Below are 21,612 nucleotides of genomic sequence, written 5' to 3' on the forward strand. Positions count from 1 at the left end.
CGAAGCGGAAACCGAGCGTCCAATCATCGCTGATGAACCATTTGTTCCGCGCCCCGACTAAAGGACAAATGAACGTCCGGAGAATGGCGGTCGGTTGTTCCGGCTGCTCCGACCAACGTGCGGAGACCACGTGCGATGCAGATGCGCTTCTCAACATACCGGTTGTTAGCATGCATGGCCGTGGTGGTTCTCGCCGGGTTGCCGAGAGTGGCAGCCGCAGACGAGTTGGATTTCTGCATAAAGCTGTCAGATGACCTCGCGGTCACAGAGTGCTCGCGCGCCATCGAGTCGCACCAATACACCGGGCGAAGCCTCGCGCGGCTGTATACGCGTCGCGGCGGGGCGTACCAGGCACAGGGCGATCCCAACCGCGCAGTGGCTGACTACAACGAGTCGATGCGGATCGATCCGACGTATCCGGCTGCGTACAGCAACCGCGGCAACATTTGGTTCCACAAAGGCGACTTCGACCGGGCCATCGCGGACTATAACCAGGCGATCCAGCTCAATCCGAAATATGGGGTCGCCTACCTCAACCGCGGCAGCGCCTTGGGTTCCAAGGGCAACCTCGACCGGGCCATCGCGGACTTCGACCAGGCGATCCAGCTCGACCCGAAAGATGCTGAAGCGTACTACGGCCGCGGCAGCGCCTGGAGCGCCGGGGGCAAATACGACCGGGCCATCGCGGACTATAACCAGGCGATCGAGCTCAATCCGAAATATGGGAGCGCCTACGTCAACCGCGGCAGCGCCTGGGGCAACAGGGGCGACCTCGACCGGGCCATCGCGGATTTTAGCCAGGCGATCCAGCTCGATCCGAAAATTGCCAAAGCCTATTACAACCGCGGCATGGCGTGGGAGAAGAAACGCAGTCTGCAAGCGGCATTGGCTGACTTTAAGATGCACTCTCAACTCGCTCCGGCCGATCCAGACGGCCTGAAGGCTGTGAAGCGCGTATCGAAAGAATTGAGCAAGATGACGGGGCGGCGCTGACATGGCTCGACGTCTGGAAGCGGCACCATCGCAGGAGATAGACTGACGTGTCCGACACCCAGAAACTGACGCCCGCACTCTCGACGGCTGGGCGCGACCTGCTGAGGCGAGAAATATATAAAGGACTGGCGGACAGAGCGGCTGGCCGCGTCAAAGACCTCGATGTTGACGCCATCCTTGCCAAGGGAAAGGAGCTATTCCAGAAGTGCTCAATCTCCAATGCAAGGCAATTCGGAGTTGATGGTCGAAAGACGCTCTTCTTGCTGCTTCTCCTTTTCGCGATCCCCGCGAACGACTGCTCCGCGCAGACACCGCCGCCGCCAGTCGACGAACATGCGTTCGAGCGCGTGCCGCCGACGGTGGTGAAGAGATTGGCGACCCGCTTTTCGCTAGGCGCATTCGCCGGCCGCTTCGAGGAGACGCCGCTCGGCGCGGTCCGCAAAGCCGTGGGCGAAGGGACCATCCAACACCAGGGCGACGCTGGAGGTAGCATCTATTGGCTGTGTTATAGGCGCGCGCAGCATCGATTATGGGTCGTGTCCCACGGAGAGATGGGCGGCCCGGACCATCTCGTCACAGAGATCGTTGAAGAGCTCACCGAGAAAGGCACCGAGACCTCGACCGATTGCGCCATCATCCCGGAAAAGTTCGCGCCCCTCGTCTTGGACGGCAAGCTGCATTTAGGTATGTCGCGTCAGGAGGTAATCACGGCGTTGGGACCGCCGTCGAAGTCGGAAGCTGCTCAGATCGTGTATTCTCACGCCGGAAAGCTTGCAAACGGTTTCGATGAGACCGCATGGCTCATTCTCCGATTTCGTGAGGAAAAGCTCGTGTCCATGCGCGGCCTCAAGACCACGACGAATTGAAGTGGCTGCTATCGGAAGCTGAATACGACGAGGCGCTGTGGAAGAAGGACAGCAAGGTCAAGGGCTTCAACTAGACGCCAGACTGTCAAAGGACACTTCCGTTGTTGGCACCTTTGAGACATGTCTCCCATCCTGAGAATGTCCGTTCACCGATGTAGACCGGCAGTCGCCGTGGTCCGGCCAAACCGACACGAATGACCCGTTTCGGAAGTCGCTACGAAAAACAGTCTGGCATTGGCGTCAATTTGTCGCTCGACACGGCGCACCGGTTGCTTCGGGGCAGGCATCGCCCGATAATTAACATGTGAAAGTAGGTAACCAGCGGGGAACCTGCCATGGCTAATATCGAAGAAACACCGCGCAAGCTCGTTTTGAAAGCAGGCTCAACAACGCTTACGCTCGACAAGGATTCCGGCAAGGCAACGCTGCAGCAAAAAATGCTGCTGTGGAACAAGAAGCCTGTCGAGTTCGCGCTCTCCAATATCGACGACATCGCGGTGAAGTCGAACGTTGACGGCCTTTCAGGCGCGGCAATCCATCACAGCGTCTTGCACGAGCGTACTGGCGAGGTCATCGTCCTGACCACCGAGGAAGCCAAGGACGCCGCCGAAACGGTCAACAAGCTGCGTGGATTTATTGGACTGTAGGGCTCATGAGCAAGACGATTACCGCTCGGCTTCCGCACTTGTGCGGACACGCGAGTTCTGCTGCGATGTCTGCCATTGGCACTTTTGAGACAACTGGCCCTGGCGACCCGTTTACAGGGGAAGACCGGAAGTAGTCGGCCGACGGCCAAAGTGACGCGATTGACCCCAAAGAGGTCACCGAGCGCCGCCGTTCGACAATCCGACGCCGTTACCGGCGCAGGCTGTAAGACGTCAGATCAATTCGCCGCTTGAAGCGTGGCCGAAGGCGGCGACATCGATCCGCGCCGTTTCATCCGACACCTGCTTGAGAAGGTCAGCGAGCAGAGCGAGCACGCGGGCCCGATCCTGCAACAGGAAATAGCTCGCCCAGACCTCGCGCGTGTCGCGGACAGCGCCAGCCACATAGCCCGGATGCAGAGGCGCTGGCGCGCCGAGCCTTACCTGCCGTATGTGTCGACGATCCCGCGCCAAACGGCGCCGCGTTCGAAGGCGAACGATTCCTTTCCGACATTGGCATTCTTGGCTGCGGCCGTGACCACCATGACGAGCTTGAGCTCGGGGTCGACAAAGATCGACTGGCCATAAACACCTAGCAAGGCAAACCTTCGCTTCTCGCCGGGGTAGAGCCAGAACTGATAGCCGTACCCGAAATACGGCGTGGCCTTCCCCGGCGCGAACGCCGCGGGCTGCCGGCGCCAGTCGGTCGCGTCCAGCAGATAGTCCTTCGGCACGATCTGCTTGCCACCGACCGCGCCATCATTGGCCAGCAGCATTCCCAGACGCCCGTAATCGCGCAGCGTCGCATTGAAATTTCCCAATGCAGCTTCGGTGCCGTCCGCCGTCGTGGTCCAGGTCGCGTCGGCTTCGGCGCCCATCGGCTGCCAGAGCCGCGTGGTCAGGTATTGGCTGAGTGTGGTGCCGGTGACCTCGCGAAGCAGCACGGCCAGCAAGACGGTCTCGCTGGAAGCATAGTGAAACCGCACGCCCTGCTCGGCTTCGCGGGTCTCGAATTGGCGCAGCGCTGATATCGATCCATCGCGGCTGCGGGCAATCACGAACCGCGTCAGATCGTCCTTGCCGTCGTAGATTTCACTAAACTGCACGCCGGACGACATGCGCAAGGCACTGCGTATGGTGGTCTCGCCATAAGCACTGCCGGCAAGTTTGGGCACGTATTTCGAAATCAAATCATCCAACGAGGTGATCCGGCCCTCGGCGAGCGCCATCCCGACCGCCAGGCTGACGATGGATTTCGCCATCGAATGCGAGATGAAGCGGTCGGACGGCTTGCGATCGTACTGGTAGCGCTCGAACAGGACCGTGCCGTCCTTGATCACCAATAGCCCGGTGACGCGCTGGTGCGCGAGAAAATCATCGAGTGTCCAGCTCTGGTTTTCGAACCGGTAGCCGAGCTTTGTTTCGCCGCCGGCCGGCGCAAGCGGCAGCGGAGATGCGGCTTTGCTCAGCCTGTTGTGTGGAAGGATCTCGTCCAGATGGCTGAATGATCCAACCCGCACGCCCTCGTCGAAGAACCAGTTGGAGCGGGTGCCGACCGGATAGCCCTTGTCCTTGCCCAACAGCTCCTCGTCGGGTGCGGCAAAGGCTGGGACCGTCAAAGCACAAAGAAAGCATGCAAGGAGATATGTGGAAAAAATTCGTCGCTGCTGCATCGGCGGACTCCCGCGCGCGGGGCGAACGCCCTCGCGTTCTCCCCGCAGATCATCGAACAACATTGCCACATCATGGCGGGGACGGCTTGTCGAGCCCGTGACGACCGCCGTTAGCCAGTGGTTGTTTGAGATTTTGGGTGAACTAGTTCGACGACGGCTCGAACATGCATTGCAGCGTCGGCTTGGCGATCTTGGTGAAGGTTGGGCCGATTTCGGACTGCTTCGACGGCGGCACCCAAGCGGTCTCGATCGTGGGCACGCCGGTCTCGCTGATGCCGCGCAGCAAGGCTTCGCGCAGGTCATTGTCCTCGACGGTCGCGGCGGCGTGATCGTGCAAGCAACTGCAAACGGTTTCGGGATGCGCCCAGCGTCCCACCATGTGGGGCGCGCACAGCCGTACGAACTCACCGCGGGGATCGGGGAGCTTGAACATGGAGCCGATCGGCCCCTGCTGGAACCGCATCTGCGCCGTTAACTGGGTTTGGGCCTGGGCTGAAGCGCCCAGCAGGCAGGAAACCAAAATCGCAGCGGAACAAAAACGTACAAACATACTGGGCCTTTACCGGCAAATTCTCTTGCGAGCTGTTAGCTGCGATTAGTTGACAGCTGCGACAACGATCGACTGTGGAGCCGAGGTCGTCACCGGTGCGCCGTTGTAGGAGAAGGTGCCGATGCCGGGCAAGCCCTGGTCCGAGGAACCAGCGATCGAGGGACCAGCCAGGATGAAGGCGAAGGCGAGGATGAAGCTGATGGTCCGCATTTGACTGTCTCCAGTTTGGGTGCCGGCGTCCCCGCCGTTTCGTTGGCAGAGTGATAACCAACGGCTGTTTCGGGATATCTGCGCCAGAAGCGGAAAATGGTTTCATCGCAGGGGTGAATTGTTTCGTCGGCCCGCCGGGACGAAACATTGGCGATAAAAATCCAATGATTTCAATATAGCGATCAATGGCTGGACAGAGGTACAGGTCACCTGCGAGCCGGGGCCATTCTACTTTGCATGGGGTTGTTTTCGCGATTTTGAGTCTGGGCCCTGCCGTGCACCGCCGGAGAGAGGCGAAAACTGCCTCACTCGCTGTCGACAGCGCTCAAATCGGGATCGGGCGTCACCACCGGCGATCCGCAATAGGTGAACGTCCCTACCCCCGGCATGTCGCGATCGGCGCTGCCGGCCAGCGACGGGCCGGTCAGTACGAAAACCAGAGCAATTATGCAGCTGAGGGCGCGCATCTGACGTCTCCATTTACCATCTGGAGATGAGACGCCCGTTGCTGCCGGCCGGTTCGATGCGCCGTCGCAAGTTCTTACTCCAAGTTCTTAATCATTGTCTGCTGAATAGGCCGCAGCGCAGCAAACTCAACTGTGAACCGAAGCGTGGGTCCGACCGACCCAAGCAAACACCCGTGCAACTTTTCCTGTTGGTTCGGCGTTGTTCCGTTTCACAATCCAACAAAGGATAGCCGTCGTGGGCAATGGCAACATCAGTGTTGGCAATCAATCCTCGCCCCGCAAATCCGGCCAGCAACAGATGGCTGGTGCGATGTCGCAGCAGGGCGCACCGGTCATGGGCGACAATCAGGGCTCGCCACAAAAATTCGTGCGGCTGGTCGGCTGCCACGAGCCCAAGGCCAGGGGCCCTAACATCAAGGACTGCTCAGATGTCCGCCCACATCCCAATCCGGTGAAGCGGTAAGCCCCGGGACGGCCGCCGGGCCCGGACCACTATTGGATGAACTCGCCACATTTCTGCACCGCGGCGTCGGCGGCTCCCCAGGGCATGACCGGCACCGAAGATGTCGAGTTCTTGGGTGACCCCTCGATCAGCCGGTCCGAATAAACCATGTAGACCAGCACGTTCCGCTTGGGATCGCAGCCGCGGACGATCTGCATTTTCTTGAAGAACAGCGAACGGCGCTGGCGAAACATGTCGTCGCCCTGGGACATCTTGCCCTTGAACCGGATCGGCCCGATCTGGCGGCAGGCCAGTGAAATATCTGAAACTTCCTCGGCAAGCCCGAGCCAGCCTTTGTAACCGCCCTTCTCCGGTACCGTAAAATGGCAGGCCACGCCGTCGACCTCGGGGTCGTCGACACCGTAGGTTGCAAGCTTGTCATTTGGGCTCAGCCATTTGAACACCGTGGAGCGACGGAAGATCAGGTCCGGCTCGTCGGCGGCAAAGGCCGGGCCGGCCTGCCAAACCATCACCGCCAACACAGCCAACGACACGCCCAAGGCCAGATTTCTCCATGACTTGTCACACTTACCGATGGCCTTGAATGTCATTTCTATCTCCGCTGAAGGACCCACCGGTTATGTAATGTGCAAATGCCGCACAGGAAGGCGAGGAACGGTGCGGGGGAGCCCGCGTTTAACGGAATGTGAGGCTTTTTTGCTACGCTTGCGGCGAAAAGCGCAGATTTAGAGGGCTTAAGCTGGTGAACGCTTTTCGCGTCTGCAACAACAAATGATTATCGGAACATCGGATTCGACGATCTGGACTCAGGGAATTTGGGCGTGAGCGGGCATCGGCTTTTTGGGTTGAATAGTACAAGCGTAAGCAGTGCGAACCAGCGATTTTGGCAGATAGCTATTCTGGTTGCCGCAGGCACCATCGGTGCCTCCTCCCACGCCGACGCCGCCCTGTATTACTGGCAGGATTCCGACCCCAGCTTCTACCGGCCGGCACCCACCGCCCAGCCGCGCAAGCAGCGCGCGCGCAAGCCCTCGAAGGCCATGGTGGCCGCCGAAAAGGAAATCCGCGCCAAGCCGCAGGGGCCCCTGATCATCGCGATCTCGATCAACCAGCAAAAGGTCAGGGTCTACGACGCCAACGGAATCTTCGCGGAAAGTCCGGTGTCGACTGGCACGAAAAGCCATCCGACCCCGATGGGTGTGTTCAGCGTCATCCAGAAGCACAAGATGCACCACTCCAACATCTACAGCGGCGCGCCGATGCCCTTCATGCAGCGCATCACCTGGTCGGGCGTCGCGATGCATGCCGGCGCCCTGCCCGGCTATCCGGCGTCGCACGGCTGCATCCGTTTGCCGATGGCCTTTGCCGCGAAGATGTGGAACTGGACCAAGATGGGCGCGCGGGTCATCGTCACGCCCGGCGAAATGACGCCTTCGAGTTTCTCGCACCCGCTGTTGGTGGCGCAGAAGGTCGTGCCGCAACCTGTGGCCGCCGACGAACCGATGTCGGACGCGCCGGCGGTGAAATCCGACAAGGGCGCGGACGCTGGATCCGAAATGAAGTCCGCGAGTTCAGACGCGAGCCTCGAATTGCGATCGACCGTCGGTCACGGCACCCCCGATCGGACGCCGTTGCGCGAACGAACCCACACTGCGGATGCCAGCGGAGCCATGCCGGCGACCAATGCAGCCGTGACGATGTCCGATGCTTCGTCCTCGGCGAGCAGGATGCCGGTATCCGGCGAAGCCGCGAAGTCCGAGCCGGCGAAATCGGACGCTGAGGCGGAGCCCGCCAAGAGCGCCGACGCCGCGTCCACCGACAGCAATCCGGCCGAAGTGACATCGTCCGAGTCCAAACCGTCGGATGCTGCAACGGCCGAGGTCAAATCGGTTGAGACCGGCGACACGACCAAGAGCGAAATCTCCGCCAGCGACGCCCCGGTCGAGGCCAAATCGGCTGACGCGAAACCGGACGAGATGAAGTCGGACGAGGTGAAAACCGGGACGCTCAAGGCGGACGCGCCCAAGGTCGATACAACGAAAACTGAAGCACCAAAGGCAGCGGGGAAACCGGCAGAGCCCCTCAAGGCGATCGCCGATGCACCTGCCGTCGCGCCCGATGTGAAGAAGGATCCGTCGCGCCTGCCAGGCGTCGAGAAGGCCGCGGCGAAGCCGGAACCGAAGCGCACCGGGCAGATCGCGGTGTTCGTCAGCCGCAAGGATGGCAAACTGTACGTACGGCAGAATTTCACGCCGCTGTTCGACGTGCCCGTGACGATCGCGCCGAGCGAGCGGATGCTGGGCACGCATGTGTTCACGGCGGAAGTCGACAAGAACGATCCCAATCTCCTGCGCTGGTCGGTGGTGTCACTGCCGGTGACCGCCCGCAACGCGGCCCTCAAGGAAGAAGACGAGCGCGCCTCGCGCCGGCGCAAGGTCGCCGGCGGAGCCCCGGCCGAAGCCAAGCCGGCACCGGCGCCGAACAGCCCGGCCGAAGCACTGGACCGCATCACCGTGCCACCGGAAGCGATGGCGCGCATCTCCGAGGCCCTGACGACGGGCGGCTCGATCGTGGTGTCCGATCACGGCATCAACACCGGCGAAACCGGCGAAGGCACCGACTTCATCGTTCCGCTGCGCTAACTCGCGCCATAACAGCTTGTTGAGCGGCGCCGGTTCACCTGCTCTGCTATGCTTTGCGCCGATGAATCTCGCGCGAGGCCGGCCATGATCGACCGCAGAACCATGATGACGGCAACGCTGGCCGCCATTGCGGGCATCGGCTCGGGCCGTATCGCCAACGCGCAGGCCGGCATGAGCCGGATCACTGCCTACGCGTTCTCGTTTGGCGGATTGGCCGGCGGCGATATCAGGCTTTCGGAATATGCCGGCCGTCCCCTCTTGATCGTCAACACCGCCTCGCTTTGTGGCTTCACGCCGCAATATAAGGGGCTGCAGGAATTGTGGACGCAGTTCAGCGACCGCGGCCTGATGATCGTCGGCGTTCCCTCCAACGATTTCGGCGGCCAGGAACCAGGCGGCGCGACCGAAATCGCAGCAACCGCGCATCACCATTACGGCGTGACCTTCCCGATATCGGCCAAGGCCATCGTGAAAGGGCCGAATGCGCATCCGTTCTATAAATGGGCAGCAGAAGCGCGGCCAAAGGATGTTCCGCGGTGGAACTTCCACAAATATCTAATCGGCCGCGACGGCTATATCGCCGAAGTCTTCCCCGAATCCGTCGACCCCTCGGATACGCGGGTGAAGACCGCGATTGCGCGGTCGCTCGCACAAGGTGTTTCCGAACGAAGCGGCTAACGGGTCGCTTGCGGGCAATGCATGGAAACAGCGGGAATAATCCCCTGAATTAACCGGTTCGGCGACAAATCGGCGGCCTGTGTGACAGCCGTTGCCTTGGCGAGGTCGCTGCAACTAGGGTATTGTGGGTTGGGGCGGGAAGCGGCCGGGCGACGGCAAAGCCGGTACCGGACGCGGGATCATTTAAGGAAAACAAGATGCGTATTGCGGCAGGGTTGATCTTTGCAGGCGCGGTTTCGTTGTTGACCTCAAGCGCGGCCTGGTCGCAAACGGCGCCGGCCAAGGGCGCGGCTGCGCCGGCGGCCGCTCCAGCGCCCGCTGCCGCGGCGCCCCAGGCAGCGTCTGCCCCGAAAGCCGCGGCCGCTCCGGCCCGGCCTCCATGCACCAACCCGAATGCACTCGGCGTCGGACGCACCGTCGAGATCGACACGACAGGCGGTCCCGGCTTCGGCTTCGAACATTTCAAGGATCTGGACTTCCTGCGCGACAAGGAAGTCGTGCTGACATTCGACGACGGCCCGTGGCCGGTCAACACGCCGTCGGTGTTGAAGACGCTCGCCGAAGAATGCACCACGGGCATCTTCTTCCCGATCGGCAAGCATGCCACCTATTATCCGGAAATTCTCAAACAGGTCTATGCAGCCGGACATGCGATCGGTTCACATACCTGGTCACACGCAGCCCTGGTCAACAAGAAACTGACCGAGCAGCAGCGCAAGGACGAGATCGAAAAAGGCTTTAGCGCGGTCAAGTGGGCGCTCGGCGGCACCTCGCCGGCACCGTTCTTCCGCTTCCCGGCGCTGCAGCATCCGCCGGAAATCGTCACCTATCTCGGCACCCGCAACATTGCGATCTTCTCTTGCGATCTCGACTCCTTCGACTTCAAAGCGAGCAAAGCGCAGACCATCGTTGATACCGTGATGCGCAAGGTCGACAAGCTGGGTAAAGGCATCATCCTGATGCACGATTTCCAGAAGCACACCGCCGAGGCGCTGCCCGAGCTCCTGAAGAAGCTGAAGGCCGGCGGCTACAAGGTGGTTGCGATGCGCGCCAAAACGCCGGTGCAGACCCTCCCGCAATCTGACGAAGAACTGCTGAAGGAAGCCAAGCTGCCGACCGTAAGCTCCCGCCCGGTCTCCAGCGTCGTGCAGACGATCTCGGAATAATCGGCTTCGACTCGGCGACAAGTCCATGCCGGCGCTGCGCATCGAAGGCTACGTTATCGTCTCGGCGGACGGCATGCTGGCGAACGCCAGCAATGTCATGCCTGATGATTTGAAATTCGAGGGCGACAAGCGGTTCTTCACAGCCGCCCTCGACCGCGCCGACCTGATCCTGCACGGCCGCAATTCCTTCGAGGACCAGCCGAACTCGCCGCGGCGCAAGCGCCTTATCCTGACGCGAAGGGTTCGCGCGATTGCGCCCGATCCCTCCAATCCCAACGCCACGCTGTGGAATCCGGCCGGCGCCTCCTTTGAGGCCGCCTGCACGCAAGTCGGGGTTCGCGCCGGCACGGTCGCCGTGATCGGCGGCCCCTACGTGTTCGGCATGTTCATGGACCGCTACGACGTGTTCTGGCTGTCACAGGCCCCGCACGTGCGGCTGCCGGACGGCGAGCCCTGCTTCCCCGGGGTGCCCGCGCGCTCGCCGCAACAGGTGTTGGCATCGCACGGATTACGCGCCGGACAACCGCAAATACTCGACCCGGCGGCTGACGTCACCGTCACGCCATGGCGGCGGACCTGAGCGCACGTCCGCTCTAGACGTCGTAGGCAGGCTCCGACGATCGCGGCCCGCGGCCGTAGCCCGCGATCATGAACAGGGCGCCGATGATCGAGAGATTCTTCAACGCATCGATCAGCGTCTTGGCGTTCTCGGGCGAGGCTTGATTCCAGAAATCGTGGAAATAGAAGGTGGCTGTCAGCACGAAGAAGATCAGAAGGATCGCAAAGAACCGCGCGCCGAAATTAACCGCGATCATCAGCCCGGCGATGATCTCGAACCCGCCGATCGAAAGCGCCAGCAATTGCGGCGTCGACATGCCCGTGATGGTTTCGAGCTGCGACGTATAGGGCGCGAGCAGCGTGGGAATGGTCACCTTGGACGCGATAAAATCCGCCGTCTGCTGGATGCCGAAGAGCTTGGTCGCTCCCGTGTAGATGAAGAGCACGGCGAACAAAACTCGTCCGAAAGTAAAGAACGCTGGCATGGGTCGGCCTCACTGGATGGCAATGCAATGTCACAAGCGGTCGCGCAAGGCGATTATGAGCGTTTCGCCCCTGCTTTTCAAACGATCAAATCGAAACCACCCGCGTTAGAACCCGCCGACATCAACTAGCCGAACAGGGTCGGTTGCGAACGGCCTGCGCGCTCCTGAGCCTCGACGGCGGCAACCGCCGTCATGTTGAGAATGCCGCGCGCGGTCACCCCCGGGGTAAGAATATGCGCTGGACGCGCCGGTCCGATCAGAATGGGTCCCACGGGCAGCGCATCGGCCAGCGCCTTGATCATCTGATAGGCGACGTTGGCGGTATCGAGGTTCGGCATGATCAGGATGTTGGCCTCGCCTTCCAGCTTCGAATGCGGCAGCACGAGCTTGCGCGCAGCCGCCGATAGCGCGGTATCGCCCTGCATTTCACCGTCCGCCTCAATCTCCGGATGTTTTTCCTGCAGCAAGGCGGTGGCAAGGCGCATCTTGCGCGAAGACTCGGTATCATAGCTGCCAAAGTCGGAATGTGACACGAAGGCAACGCGGGGCTTCATGTTGAAGCGCTGGACGTGGATCGCCGCCAGCGATGCCATCTCGGCCAATTCCTCGGCGCTCGGATTGGGCCTCACCTGCGTGTCGGCGATGAAATAGGAGCCTTTGCTGGTGATCATCATCGACAATGCCGCGAAATCGCTGACGCCCGGCAGGAAGCCGACGATTTCCCGGACATGACGCAGATGGCTCATGTAGCGGCCCTCGACGCCGCAGATCATCGCGTCGGCCTCGCCGCGAACCACCGCCAGTGCTGCGATAACGGTGGCGTTGGTGCGAACCACGGTGCGCGCGGCCTCGGGCGTGACACCGCGCCTTCCGGCGACGTCGATATAGGTCTGGACGTAGGAGCGGTAGCGCGGATCGTCCTCGGGATTGACGAGGTCGAAATCCTGTCCGGCCTTGATCGAAAGCCCGAACCGCTTGATCCGGGCTTCGACCACCAAGGGGCGCCCGACCAGGATCGGGCGCGCCAGTTTCTCTTCAAGCACCACCTGGGTGGCGCGAAGCACGCGCTCGTCCTCGCCCTCGGCATAGATCACGCGCACCGGCTGGGATTTCGCCTTGGCGAATACCGGCTTCATGACCAGGCCGGAGCGGAACGCAAAGCGTTCCAGCAGCGCGGTGTATTCGTCGAAATTCTTGATCGGCCGTGTCGCCACGCCGGAATCCATCGCGGCCTTCGCGACAGCCGGCGCGATCCGCAGGATGAGGCGGGGGTCGAACGGGCTCGGGATCAGCGAGCCGGGTCCAAACCCCTGCGTTTCGCCGCTGTCGAAGCCCTGCGCCACCGCGTCCGACGGCGGATCGCGCGCGAGCTGCGCGATTGCCTCCACCGCGGCGTGCTTCATTTCCTCGTTGATCCCGGTGGCGCCGACGTCGAGCGCGCCGCGGAAGATGAATGGGAAACACAGGACGTTGTTGACCTGGTTCGGGAAGTCGCTTCGCCCGGTGCAGATCATCGCGTCGGGGCGCGCTTTTCGCGCCTCGTCCGGCATGATTTCCGGATTCGGATTGGCCAGCGCCATGACCAGCGGCTGGTCCGCCATCGCCTTGACCATTTCCGGCTTCAGCACGTTGGGCGCGGATAGCCCCAAGAAGATATCAGCGCCGCCGATCACGTCGGCGAGCACGCGCTTGTCGGTCTTCTGCGCATAGACCGCCTTCCAGCGGTCCATCAGTGTGTTGCGGCCCTCGTGCACGACGCCGTCGATATCGCAGACCCAGATGTTCTTGTGTTGCGCGCCGAGCGACACCAGGAGATTGAGGCAGGCGATCGCGGCAGCACCCGCCCCGGAGCAGACGATCTTGACGTCGGCGAGCTTCTTGCCGTTCAGCAGCAGCGCATTGGTGATCGCGGCGGCGACGATGATGGCGGTGCCATGCTGGTCGTCGTGAAACACCGGAATCTTCATGCGCGCCTTGAGCTGCGCCTCGATCTCGAAACACTCCGGGCCCTTGATGTCCTCCAGATTGATGCCGCCGAAGGTCGGCTCCAGCGCCGCCACCGTCTCGACCACGCGCTCGATCGTATCGGCGGCAATCTCGATGTCGAAGACGTCGATCCCGGCGAATTTCTTGAACAGGACCGCTTTGCCTTCCATGACCGGCTTCGACGCCAACGGGCCGATATTGCCGAGGCCGAGCACGGCCGTCCCGTTGGAGACCACGGCTACCAGGTTGGCGCGGGCGGTCAGGGTCGCCGCTTCAGCCGGATTGTTGGCGATTTCGGTACAGGCGGCCGCAACGCCCGGCGAATAGGCCAGCGCCAGGTCGCGCTGGTTGGCGAGCGGCTTGGTGGCCTGAATTTCCAGTTTACCGGGCCGCGGCAGCCGATGATACGCCAGTGCCGCGGAATGGAGATCTTCAGAATAAGACGACATGCATACTCCCGCGTTCCCGGTCCGGATCTTTTATTTCTTCGCCACGTCCGGACGAGGTCAGTTTGCCGGCAGATTGAGCCGGATGTGAAGCACGCGCAACCGCTTGGATGCAACAGCTGATGGCGCCCCCATCAACAGGGCCCGGAGGCTGGCGGATCGACGCAAACGATCGAACCCGGTAGCATAGCTCCTCCCCATCCCCGGTCATTCGACCGACAACGGCAAATTGCCCTCCGCCCAACCGGCAACCGGAGCTGCCCGAATGGTAAAGGTTCTGAGCGGCCTGGTTGCCGCAATCGTGATCGCGGTGGGAGGGTTCTTCGGCTTTCAGTTCTATACCCAGCATCGGATAGCCAGCGAGGTCGACGCCGCGCTTGAACAGGTTCGCGCGGCAGGCGGCAAGGCGAGCCACGGCAAGGTGTCGTTCGACCTCTTGAGCCGCACGGTCACGATCGCCGAGATCACAGCTCAATCGGCTGCGCAACCCCCGACCAGCGTCAAGATCGGCAGCCTCACAGCGTCTGGTGTCAGCCAGCCGGACGCGGCGCGATTCTCTGCCGAGAGCATCGAAATCGCCGATGTCGAGATCAGCGCGGCCATGGCCCCGCAGCCGGCTCTGAGCCTTGCCTACAAGGTGCCGCGGGTCATTGTGAAGGACTATTCCGGCCCCGCCAGCCTGCAGCGATCGCCGGCTTCGTCGTCCTTTGCCGACGTCTACCGGTCCGTGCTCGAGCAGTTCGCCGGCATCGCGGCGACGTCGATCACCGCTCCCAGCCTGACCGGGACCATCAACTCCGGCGTTGCGACGCCGGGCGGTGGCGAGGTCGCTTATACCGGCCTTGCGATGCAGGGCATCAAGGACGGCAAGGTCGCCAGCACGAAGATCGACGGCGCGGTTTTCACGGTCAATGCCCAACCCGCGGGGGGCAAGCCGGACAAGCTCACCGGCAACCTCGCCAATATCGCAGGCTACGACATCGACACGACAGCGGTGGCCGCACTCTTCGACCCGCAGAAGGCTAGCGACGACCAGTATTACCGGACCTACCGGCAGATCACGACGGGTCCCTATGTCGTCACGTCCGGGCAAGGCCTGAAGATGCGGATCGACGGCATGACGATCGACGAGGTCGGCCTGCGGCCGTCGCGGATGCAACTTGCGGATCTGCTGGCGATGATACCGCCGCCCGGCGCCGCGCCGCCGACGCCCGCGCAGGCGCGCGCGATGATCGAGAAGGTGGCCAAGCTGTACGAGGGCTTGCGGATCGGAAATGCCGAGATACACGGCCTCGCGGTCGAGACACCGCAGGGCCCGATCAAGCTGTCGGCGATGCGCTTCAATCTGGACAGCGGCAAGGTCAACGAATTTGCGATCGAGGGCCTCGATGGCCGCACGCCACAAGGCCCCCTCAAGGTCGGCCGCTTCGCGCTCAAATCGCTCGATGTCGCCAACCTGATGCGGATGTCGGCGCTGTTCTCCAACCCGTCGCAGCAGCCACCGCCCGACCAGGCACTCGGAATGCTGGCGCTGATCGAGGGTGTCGAACTCAAGGCGCTCGCGGCGCCCTTCAAGGACACGGGCCGGCCGGTCAACATCGACGCCTTCAACCTCGATTGGGGCAATTTCATCGGGTCGATCCCGAGCAAGTTGCGGCTGGCACTGAAGATGTCAGCCCCGCTGGATGCGCGCGATCCCGGCCAGAAGGTGCTGGTCACGGCCGGCCTCGACAAGGCGGCCATCGATCTTGATCTCGGCGCAGCCTGGACGGAGGCGTCACGCGCATTCGCGCTCGAACCGGTGACGCTCGACCTCGGCGGCATCGCCAAGGCGTCGCTTCGGATGTCGCTCGCCAACGTGCCGCGCGGGGTATTTTCGCCCAATGCGGTGCAGGCGGCGACCATGGCCGGACAGATCGAGGCCGGCACGATCGACCTCACGCTGCGTGATACCGGCGGGATCGACCTTGCGGTCGCGCAATATGCCCGCCTCCAGAACGTCAGCCGCGAGGCGGCGCGGAGCGCCATCGTCGAGGGCATCAGGTCCGGCAGCGAACAGGCCGCGGCCACCAATCCCGACGCCGTCGCCGCCGTGGAAGCAGTCGCCCGCTTTGTCGAGAGCCCGGGCCAGACGCTCAACATCAAGCTGACCCCGCTCGGCAAGGTGCCGGCGCTGCAGCTCATGCAGTTGTTGAAGACCGACCCGATGGTTGCGCTGGCGCAATTCCGGATCGAGGCTTCAACGGGACTGTAGACTCCTTATTTGACGCGTTTTCTTAACGCGAACCGGGGTCCACTTCGCTTGAAAACGCTTTAACCCCTACGCTAGCCTTTGTCCGGCAGATTGAGCCGGATGTGCAGTTCGCGCAGCTGCTTGATCGCGACATCAGACGGCGCGCCCATCAGCAGATCGACGGCCTGCTGGTTCATCGGGAACAGCGAGATCTCGCGCAGGTTGGTGGTGCCGCAGAGCAGCATCACAATGCGATCGACGCCGGCCGCCATGCCGCCGTGCGGCGGGGCGCCGTACTGGAACGCGCGGTACATGCCGCCGAACCGCTCGACGACGTCCTTCTCGCCATAGCCCGCGATCTCGAACGCCTTCACCATCGCCTCGGGCTTGTGGTTGCGGATGCCGCCGGAAGCGATCTCGTAGCCGTTGCAGACGATGTCGTACTGGAACGCCTTGATGGTCAGCGGGTCCTGTCCGTTGAGTGCGTCGAGGCCGCCCTGCGGCATCGAGAACGGGTTGTGCGAGAAGTCGACCTTTTTCTCAGTCTCGTCATACTCATACATCGGGAAGTCGACGATCCAGGCGAGCTCGAACCGGTCCTTGTCGATCAGGTTCAACTCCTCGCCGGCTTTCGTGCGCGCGAGACCAGAGAACTTCCAGAACTTGTCGGGGTCGCCGGCGACGAAGAACGCGGCATCGCCCTCCTTCAGCCCGAGCTGGCTGCGGATTGCGGCGGTGCGTTCCGGTCCGATGTTGTTGGCGAGCGGACCCGCGCCCTCGCCGCCCTCGCGCCACATGATGTAGCCGAGGCCGGGCTGGCCCTCGCCTTGCGCCCAGGAGTTCATCCGGTCGCAGAACGCGCGTGAGCCACCGCCGGGTCCGGGGATCGCCCAGACCTGGTTCTTCGGATCTTCCAGCATCCGCGCGAACACCTTGAAGCCGGAGCCGCGGAAGTGTTCGGAGACGTCCTGCATCTCGAGCGGGTTGCGCAGGTCCGGCTTGTCGCTGCCGTATTTCTTCAAGGCCTCCGCGAACGGTATCCGCCGCCAGCCTTTTGTCACCGGCTTGCCCTTGGCAAATTCCTCGAACACGCCGGTAATCACCGGCTCCATCGACGCGAACACGTCCTCCTGCTCGACAAAGCTCATCTCGACGTCGAGCTGATAAAATTCGCCCGGCAGGCGGTCGGCGCGCGGGTCCTCGTCGCGAAAACACGGCGCGATCTGGAAGTAGCGGTCGAAGCCCGACATCATCAGGAGCTGCTTGTACTGCTGCGGCGCCTGCGGCAGCGCGTAGAATTTTCCCGGATGAATCCGCGACGGCACCAGGAAGTCCCGCGCCCCTTCCGGCGAGGACGCGGTCAGGATCGGGGTCTGGAACTCGAAGAAGCCCTGCTCCTTCATCCGCTTGCGCATGGAATCGACGATCGCGCCGCGGGTCATGATGTTCTGGTGCAGTTTCTCGCGACGCAGGTCGAGGAAACGGTACTTAAGCCTTATGTCCTCAGGATATTCCTGCTCGCCTGCGACCGGCAGCGGCAGCTCGCCGGCAGGCCCCAGCACTTCGACCGCGCTGACATAGATCTCGATCTTGCCGGTCGGCAGTTCGGCATTGACGGTGCCTTCGGGACGATGGCGCACCTTGCCGTCGATCCGCACCACCCACTCCGAGCGGAACTTTTCGACTTCCGCAAACGCCGGCGAGTCCTTGTCGGCCACGCACTGGGTGATGCCGTAATGGTCGCGCAGGTCGATGAACAGCACGCCGCCATGGTCGCGGATGACGTGGCACCAGCCCGAGAGGCGAACGGTTTCGCCGATGTGGCTGTCGCGGAGCGCGCCGCATGTATGTGACCGGTAGCGATGCATGGAAATCCCAAAAACTGATATTGGAGGTCGAATCGAGGGCCAGGAATCACGACAAGAATCGGGGAACAAGGCCTGCCCGAGCTGCGGCAGGGTTTACCCGACGAGGTCAGGCGCGGCAACCAGTGGCGGCCCCTGTTTTGGCCCAAAAAGCGGCATTTCGAACCTATCGGGCGTGAGCCCTTTGCCTATCCCCCGGGCGCGCCTATCTTTGTGGTCATGACCGTCCATTTCCCGTTCCAGAACACCTATGCGGCGCTGCCGGCGAACTTTTTCGCCCGCGTGGCCCCCACCCCCGTGGCGGCCCCCCGGCTGATCAAGCTGAACCGGGCGCTGGCCGTCCATCTCGGCCTCGATCCGGAGGTCCTTTCGAGCCCCGAGGGTGCCGATATCCTGGCTGGCAAGCGCGTCCCTGATGGCGCCGACCCGATCGCGATGGCCTATGCCGGCCACCAGTTCGGGCAGTTCGTGCCGCAGCTCGGCGACGGAAGGGCCATCCTGCTCGGCGAAGTCATCGACGCCGATGGCATCAGGCGCGACATCCAGCTCAAGGGTTCCGGCCCGACGCCGTTTTCCCGCCGCGGCGACGGCCGCGCCGCGCTGGGCCCAGTGCTGCGGGAATACATCGTCAGCGAGGCGATGTTCGCGCTCGGCATTCCCACGACGCGCTCGCTCGCGGCCGTGATCACCGGCGAACGCGTGCAGCGCGAGACCATGCTGCCCGGCGCGGTGCTGACCCGCGTCGCCGCGAGCCATATCCGGGTCGGCACCTTCCAGTTCTTCGCCGCGCGCGGCGACACCGACGGCGTGCGCCAGCTCGCCGACCACGCGATTGCGCGCCACTATCCGGAGGCCGCCAAGGCTGAGCGCCCCTATCACGCGCTGCTGGAAGGCGTGGTGGCGCGGCAGGCCGATCTGGTCGCGCGCTGGCTGCTGGTCGGCTTCATCCATGGCGTCATGAACACCGACAATTGCTCGGTCTCGGGCGAGACCATCGATTACGGCCCGTGCGCGTTCATGGACCATTACGACCCCGCGCAGGTGTTCTCCTCGATCGACGAGATGGGCCGCTACGCCTACGCCAACCAGCCGCAGATCGCGCTGTGGAATTTGACGCGGCTCGCCGAATGCCTGCTGCCGCTGTTGTCCGACGACAAGGACAAGGCGATCGAACAGGCGCAATTCATCCTCGGCGAATTCGCCGAACAATTCACCACCGCCTACCAGGCCGGACTGCGCGCCAAGATCGGCCTGTTCGATCAGCGTGACGGCGACGAGGCGCTGGTGCAGGACCTGCTCGACGCCATGGCCAAGAACCAGGCCGACTTCACCCTCACCTTCCGCCGCCTCGCCGATCTCGCGCTGGACGCAGACAATGACAGCGTGCGGCAATTGTTCACTGAGCCCGCCGCGTTCGACGAATGGGCGGTGCGCTGGCGGCAGCGCCTTTCGGACGAGCCGCAATCGGCAACCGAGCGACACGCCGCGATGCGCGCCGTCAATCCCGCCTTCATCCCGCGCAACCATCGCGTCGAAGCCGTGATTCAGGCCGCGATGAATAACGACGATTACGCGCCGTTCGAGGAATTGCTGAGCGTGCTGGCAAAGCCGTTCGAGGACCAGCCTGCGTACGCCGGCTATGCCGATCCGCCACAGCCGGAGCAACGCGTGCTGCAGACGTTCTGCGGGACGTAAGGGTGCTGATTCCATAACCGCTTCGACGTCATTCGAGCGAGGCAGCAATCACGTCTCTCGTCGTCCCGACGAAGGCCGGGACCCATACCGCGTGATCTCTCGATGAAGCCTCGGTAGCAGAGACCATTCGCAAAACTTCTCGCCGGGGTTATGGGTCCCGGCCTTCGCCGGGACGACGTGGACATAGCTTCGCGATCTCGCGACGCAATGCGCCCGAGGCTTGCCAGAAATTTCCTTGCCCTCTTCAAACAGAGGGCGCAGGGAAGACCGGGTGCGCGCTGCACCCGCGGTCTCGTGTGCAATTGTGCAACAAGAGTGCGCACACGAGCATACAGGTCCAGCGGAGAACACCCGGCCTTCCCTGCGCAATGGCTTTACGGCTTACTTCGTGCTCTCCTCGGTCGGGCCGAGCTCGTTGTCACCGTCATCAGTGAGAAGCCTGAGCTTTCCACCAACTTGACGCCAGCATCGGGGCGTCGGGACCACACGACTTCACCGTACGCTACAGCCGCGCTCGTCAGTCGCAACTGTTGCGTCCACCGCAACCCGTCCAACGTCCGTGACGACGGCCGACGCCCTCTGAGTGGGACGGGATGGCCAAAGATATGCACCTGATTTTCCTTCTGGAAAAGCGAAATATTTTTTATTTCAGGGCTTGACAGCATTTCCGAAAATCAGAACTGATTTGCCCGTCGGGTCGTTTTGTCGCGGGGCATCATTGCACGCAGGCCCGAACGGCCTGGCGACCATCGCGGCGGCTGGCCTGCCTCAGGCCGATCGCATCGGATCAGGCGACAGACAGCTTTCCGGCCGCCCCGAACCCCGGCATGACGCCGCCAAGCATCGTCCCCAACGCCGCCAGGCACGGCTTCACCATGCGTCGCTCACACCAATTGCCCGGCATATTGACGAAGGCAAAGCCTGCCTTGCGCGCCAGCGCCTGCATCTCATTGTTGGTCCGCAGCGTGTCGCCGAAGATATGGCGGGCGCCGAATGCCGCTGCGAGGCGCTCGAGATTCGAAAGTAATGCAGAGCCGATGTTGCAGCCCCGGTGGTCATCGTGGACGGAAACGCCGAACTCCAGGCCGCCGGTTGCCCGGTCGAACGCATAGCAGGCTTCGGCGACGATCGTTTCGACGCCATTCACCGTCATCACCGCGACTACAGCGAAGCGATTATCCGCGCTGGAACGAAACAACAAATCCAGCTCCCGATCCGAAGGGCCATGGCTGGCGCCCGTGAACCGATTGCGCCGCGCGGCCGGCGACAGCGCCTCGAAGTAGGCCTGCAGCGCCTCGCGGTCATCAGGTTCAAGCAAGCGGATCACCACCGACTTTCCGGTCCGCAACCGCACAATTTCGAAAACCGCCGCGGCTGCCGTGGCTACGAAGGTCGTGGCGACGTCGAGCACTTCGCCTTGGAGCATTGGTGCGAGCGCGGGAGAGTTGCAATTCGCATTTATCGAGCTGTGCAGCCATTCGATCGAATTCATGATCGGCTCCTCTGTGAATATACGTGAATGGTCGAGGAGGTCGGGCCCTCCCCGGGAGCGCACTACGCCGCAACGCGGTCGTTGCTCTGATACCTGACCACGTCGACCAACGCCTTGCGGGCGTAGAACAAGCGCGTCTTGATCGTCGCCTGCGGGAGGCCGATGATCTCGCTTGCCTCCTCGACGGACTTCAGCGCGAAGTCGACGAGTTCGATCACCTCGCGATGCGCCGGCAGCAACCTCCTGAGAAAGTGGTCGAGCTCCACGCTCGTCCTGGCGCAGCCAAGCCGCAGCGTCATCTGAGACAGATCGATGCCGGCCTCGTTCAGCCAGGAGATTCCATTCTCTCGGGCGGATGCGCTGGTCTCGGCAAAAGTCGTTTGCATGATCGTCTCCTTAGATTGCGCTTCCATTCACGCGATGGAACGGACGCATAAGCAGGCAACGTTTCTGCACGACTTCGTGAATTGCAGAGATTAGTTCTGTGGGACGGAAAATGG

General features: G+C 62.6%; 21 protein-coding genes. 10 read left to right on the forward strand and 11 right to left on the reverse strand.

Annotation, left to right across the window (positions count from 1 at the left end):
- Nucleotides 1-135 precede the first annotated feature (135 nt).
- The 3 genes from JQ567_RS02360 to JQ567_RS02370 all read left to right on the forward strand — a co-directional run bounded on the left by JQ567_RS02360 (nucleotide 136) and on the right by JQ567_RS02370 (nucleotide 2,506).
- Nucleotides 136-993, forward strand: coding sequence for a tetratricopeptide repeat protein (locus tag JQ567_RS02360; RefSeq protein WP_212437307.1), 858 nt, complete (start codon nucleotides 136-138; stop codon nucleotides 991-993).
- 47 nt (nucleotides 994-1,040) lie between these two features.
- Nucleotides 1,041-1,859, forward strand: a complete 819-nt coding sequence (locus tag JQ567_RS02365) for a hypothetical protein (protein WP_212437308.1) — start codon at nucleotides 1,041-1,043, stop codon at nucleotides 1,857-1,859.
- A 335-nt stretch (nucleotides 1,860-2,194) separates the two neighbouring features.
- A complete protein-coding gene (locus tag JQ567_RS02370) occupies nucleotides 2,195-2,506 on the forward strand; it encodes a hypothetical protein (protein ID WP_212437309.1) in 312 nt (103 codons plus the stop codon).
- 231 nt (nucleotides 2,507-2,737) lie between these two features.
- On the opposite strand, the gene JQ567_RS02375 is transcribed toward JQ567_RS02370, so the two are convergent.
- The 5 genes from JQ567_RS02375 to JQ567_RS02395 form a co-directional block, all read right to left on the reverse strand.
- Nucleotides 2,738-2,908: a hypothetical protein gene (locus JQ567_RS02375; protein ID WP_212437310.1), complete on the reverse strand. Its 171-nt coding sequence runs from the start codon at nucleotides 2,906-2,908 to the stop codon at nucleotides 2,738-2,740.
- Nucleotides 2,909-2,943: 35 nt separating this feature from the next.
- The gene (locus JQ567_RS02380; protein ID WP_212437311.1) at nucleotides 2,944-4,083 is read right to left on the reverse strand and encodes a serine hydrolase; all 1,140 of its coding nucleotides are present in this window, start codon (nucleotides 4,081-4,083) and stop codon (nucleotides 2,944-2,946) included.
- Nucleotides 4,084-4,318: 235 nt separating this feature from the next.
- Nucleotides 4,319-4,726 carry a hypothetical protein gene (locus JQ567_RS02385; protein WP_212437312.1) on the reverse strand — a complete coding sequence of 136 codons (408 nt, stop codon included), beginning with the start codon at nucleotides 4,724-4,726 and terminating at the stop codon, nucleotides 4,319-4,321.
- 45 nt (nucleotides 4,727-4,771) lie between these two features.
- Nucleotides 4,772-4,936 carry a hypothetical protein gene (locus JQ567_RS02390; protein WP_192733364.1) on the reverse strand — a complete coding sequence of 55 codons (165 nt, stop codon included), beginning with the start codon at nucleotides 4,934-4,936 and terminating at the stop codon, nucleotides 4,772-4,774.
- Nucleotides 4,937-5,241: 305 nt separating this feature from the next.
- On the reverse strand, nucleotides 5,242-5,403 hold the full coding sequence (locus JQ567_RS02395) for a hypothetical protein (RefSeq protein ID WP_212437313.1): 162 nt from the start codon (nucleotides 5,401-5,403) through the stop codon (nucleotides 5,242-5,244).
- A 235-nt stretch (nucleotides 5,404-5,638) separates the two neighbouring features.
- Between JQ567_RS02395 and JQ567_RS02400 the strand changes: the two genes are divergently transcribed.
- On the forward strand, nucleotides 5,639-5,866 hold the full coding sequence (locus tag JQ567_RS02400) for a hypothetical protein (protein WP_312017333.1): 228 nt from the start codon (nucleotides 5,639-5,641) through the stop codon (nucleotides 5,864-5,866).
- A gap of 29 nt (nucleotides 5,867-5,895) precedes the next feature.
- Here the strand turns inward: JQ567_RS02400 and JQ567_RS02405 are convergent, their stop codons facing one another.
- The gene (locus JQ567_RS02405; protein WP_249165195.1) at nucleotides 5,896-6,375 is read right to left on the reverse strand and encodes a CreA family protein; all 480 of its coding nucleotides are present in this window, start codon (nucleotides 6,373-6,375) and stop codon (nucleotides 5,896-5,898) included.
- 336 nt (nucleotides 6,376-6,711) lie between these two features.
- Between JQ567_RS02405 and JQ567_RS02410 the strand changes: the two genes are divergently transcribed.
- The 4 genes from JQ567_RS02410 to JQ567_RS02425 all read left to right on the forward strand — a co-directional run bounded on the left by JQ567_RS02410 (nucleotide 6,712) and on the right by JQ567_RS02425 (nucleotide 10,932).
- Nucleotides 6,712-8,508, forward strand: a complete 1,797-nt coding sequence (locus tag JQ567_RS02410; protein WP_212437315.1) for a L,D-transpeptidase family protein — start codon at nucleotides 6,712-6,714, stop codon at nucleotides 8,506-8,508.
- 84 nt (nucleotides 8,509-8,592) lie between these two features.
- Entirely contained in the window at nucleotides 8,593-9,186 is a 594-nt protein-coding gene (locus JQ567_RS02415; RefSeq protein WP_212437316.1) for a glutathione peroxidase, read from the forward strand.
- A gap of 197 nt (nucleotides 9,187-9,383) precedes the next feature.
- Complete coding sequence (locus JQ567_RS02420) at nucleotides 9,384-10,352, forward strand: polysaccharide deacetylase family protein (protein ID WP_212437317.1); 969 nt, start codon at nucleotides 9,384-9,386, stop codon at nucleotides 10,350-10,352.
- A gap of 25 nt (nucleotides 10,353-10,377) precedes the next feature.
- Nucleotides 10,378-10,932 carry a dihydrofolate reductase gene (locus tag JQ567_RS02425; RefSeq protein WP_212437318.1) on the forward strand — a complete coding sequence of 185 codons (555 nt, stop codon included), beginning with the start codon at nucleotides 10,378-10,380 and terminating at the stop codon, nucleotides 10,930-10,932.
- Nucleotides 10,933-10,945: 13 nt separating this feature from the next.
- On the opposite strand, the gene JQ567_RS02430 is transcribed toward JQ567_RS02425, so the two are convergent.
- Both JQ567_RS02430 and JQ567_RS02435 read right to left on the reverse strand, forming a co-directional pair.
- Nucleotides 10,946-11,395: a DoxX family protein gene (locus tag JQ567_RS02430; protein ID WP_212437319.1), complete on the reverse strand. Its 450-nt coding sequence runs from the start codon at nucleotides 11,393-11,395 to the stop codon at nucleotides 10,946-10,948.
- Between the two features lie 125 nt (nucleotides 11,396-11,520).
- A complete protein-coding gene (locus JQ567_RS02435; protein WP_212437320.1) occupies nucleotides 11,521-13,830 on the reverse strand; it encodes an NADP-dependent malic enzyme in 2,310 nt (769 codons plus the stop codon).
- A 262-nt stretch (nucleotides 13,831-14,092) separates the two neighbouring features.
- Between JQ567_RS02435 and JQ567_RS02440 the strand changes: the two genes are divergently transcribed.
- Nucleotides 14,093-16,081, forward strand: a complete 1,989-nt coding sequence (locus JQ567_RS02440; protein WP_212437321.1) for a hypothetical protein — start codon at nucleotides 14,093-14,095, stop codon at nucleotides 16,079-16,081.
- A 71-nt stretch (nucleotides 16,082-16,152) separates the two neighbouring features.
- On the opposite strand, the gene aspS is transcribed toward JQ567_RS02440, so the two are convergent.
- Nucleotides 16,153-17,928, reverse strand: a complete 1,776-nt coding sequence (gene aspS, locus JQ567_RS02445; protein WP_212437322.1) for an aspartate--tRNA ligase — start codon at nucleotides 17,926-17,928, stop codon at nucleotides 16,153-16,155.
- A gap of 216 nt (nucleotides 17,929-18,144) precedes the next feature.
- Between aspS and JQ567_RS02450 the strand changes: the two genes are divergently transcribed.
- Complete coding sequence (locus JQ567_RS02450; protein ID WP_212437430.1) at nucleotides 18,145-19,620, forward strand: YdiU family protein; 1,476 nt, start codon at nucleotides 18,145-18,147, stop codon at nucleotides 19,618-19,620.
- A gap of 787 nt (nucleotides 19,621-20,407) precedes the next feature.
- Here JQ567_RS02450 and JQ567_RS02455 read toward each other — a convergent pair.
- Nucleotides 20,408-21,112, reverse strand: coding sequence for a GNAT family N-acetyltransferase (locus tag JQ567_RS02455; RefSeq protein WP_212437323.1), 705 nt, complete (start codon nucleotides 21,110-21,112; stop codon nucleotides 20,408-20,410).
- A gap of 62 nt (nucleotides 21,113-21,174) precedes the next feature.
- Nucleotides 21,175-21,498: a sigma factor-like helix-turn-helix DNA-binding protein gene (locus JQ567_RS02460; RefSeq protein WP_249165176.1), complete on the reverse strand. Its 324-nt coding sequence runs from the start codon at nucleotides 21,496-21,498 to the stop codon at nucleotides 21,175-21,177.
- Nucleotides 21,499-21,612 lie beyond the last annotated feature (114 nt).

The organism is Bradyrhizobium sp. AUGA SZCCT0431, assembly GCF_018131065.1.
GTDB lineage: Bacteria > Pseudomonadota > Alphaproteobacteria > Rhizobiales > Xanthobacteraceae > Bradyrhizobium.

Excerpts from the sequence above, each read along its gene's own strand:
- JQ567_RS02370 (WP_212437309.1), top strand. The coding sequence starts at position 2,195 with ATGGCTAATATCGAAGAAACACCGCGCAAGCTCGTTTTGAAAGCAGGC.
- JQ567_RS02390 (WP_192733364.1), bottom strand. The coding sequence starts at position 4,936 with ATGCGGACCATCAGCTTCATCCTCGCCTTCGCCTTCATCCTGGCTGGT.
- JQ567_RS02435 (WP_212437320.1), bottom strand. The coding sequence starts at position 13,830 with ATGTCGTCTTATTCTGAAGATCTCCATTCCGCGGCACTGGCGTATCAT.
- JQ567_RS02395 (WP_212437313.1), bottom strand. The coding sequence starts at position 5,403 with ATGCGCGCCCTCAGCTGCATAATTGCTCTGGTTTTCGTACTGACCGGC.
- JQ567_RS02450 (WP_212437430.1), top strand. The coding sequence starts at position 18,145 with ATGACCGTCCATTTCCCGTTCCAGAACACCTATGCGGCGCTGCCGGCG.
- JQ567_RS02385 (WP_212437312.1), bottom strand. The coding sequence starts at position 4,726 with ATGTTTGTACGTTTTTGTTCCGCTGCGATTTTGGTTTCCTGCCTGCTG.
- JQ567_RS02415 (WP_212437316.1), top strand. The coding sequence starts at position 8,593 with ATGATCGACCGCAGAACCATGATGACGGCAACGCTGGCCGCCATTGCG.
- aspS (WP_212437322.1), bottom strand. The coding sequence starts at position 17,928 with ATGCATCGCTACCGGTCACATACATGCGGCGCGCTCCGCGACAGCCAC.
- JQ567_RS02420 (WP_212437317.1), top strand. The coding sequence starts at position 9,384 with ATGCGTATTGCGGCAGGGTTGATCTTTGCAGGCGCGGTTTCGTTGTTG.
- JQ567_RS02430 (WP_212437319.1), bottom strand. The coding sequence starts at position 11,395 with ATGCCAGCGTTCTTTACTTTCGGACGAGTTTTGTTCGCCGTGCTCTTC.
- JQ567_RS02455 (WP_212437323.1), bottom strand. The coding sequence starts at position 21,112 with ATGAATTCGATCGAATGGCTGCACAGCTCGATAAATGCGAATTGCAAC.
- JQ567_RS02440 (WP_212437321.1), top strand. The coding sequence starts at position 14,093 with ATGGTAAAGGTTCTGAGCGGCCTGGTTGCCGCAATCGTGATCGCGGTG.
- JQ567_RS02360 (WP_212437307.1), top strand. The coding sequence starts at position 136 with ATGCAGATGCGCTTCTCAACATACCGGTTGTTAGCATGCATGGCCGTG.
- JQ567_RS02460 (WP_249165176.1), bottom strand. The coding sequence starts at position 21,498 with ATGCAAACGACTTTTGCCGAGACCAGCGCATCCGCCCGAGAGAATGGA.
- JQ567_RS02425 (WP_212437318.1), top strand. The coding sequence starts at position 10,378 with ATGCCGGCGCTGCGCATCGAAGGCTACGTTATCGTCTCGGCGGACGGC.
- JQ567_RS02405 (WP_249165195.1), bottom strand. The coding sequence starts at position 6,375 with ATGGTTTGGCAGGCCGGCCCGGCCTTTGCCGCCGACGAGCCGGACCTG.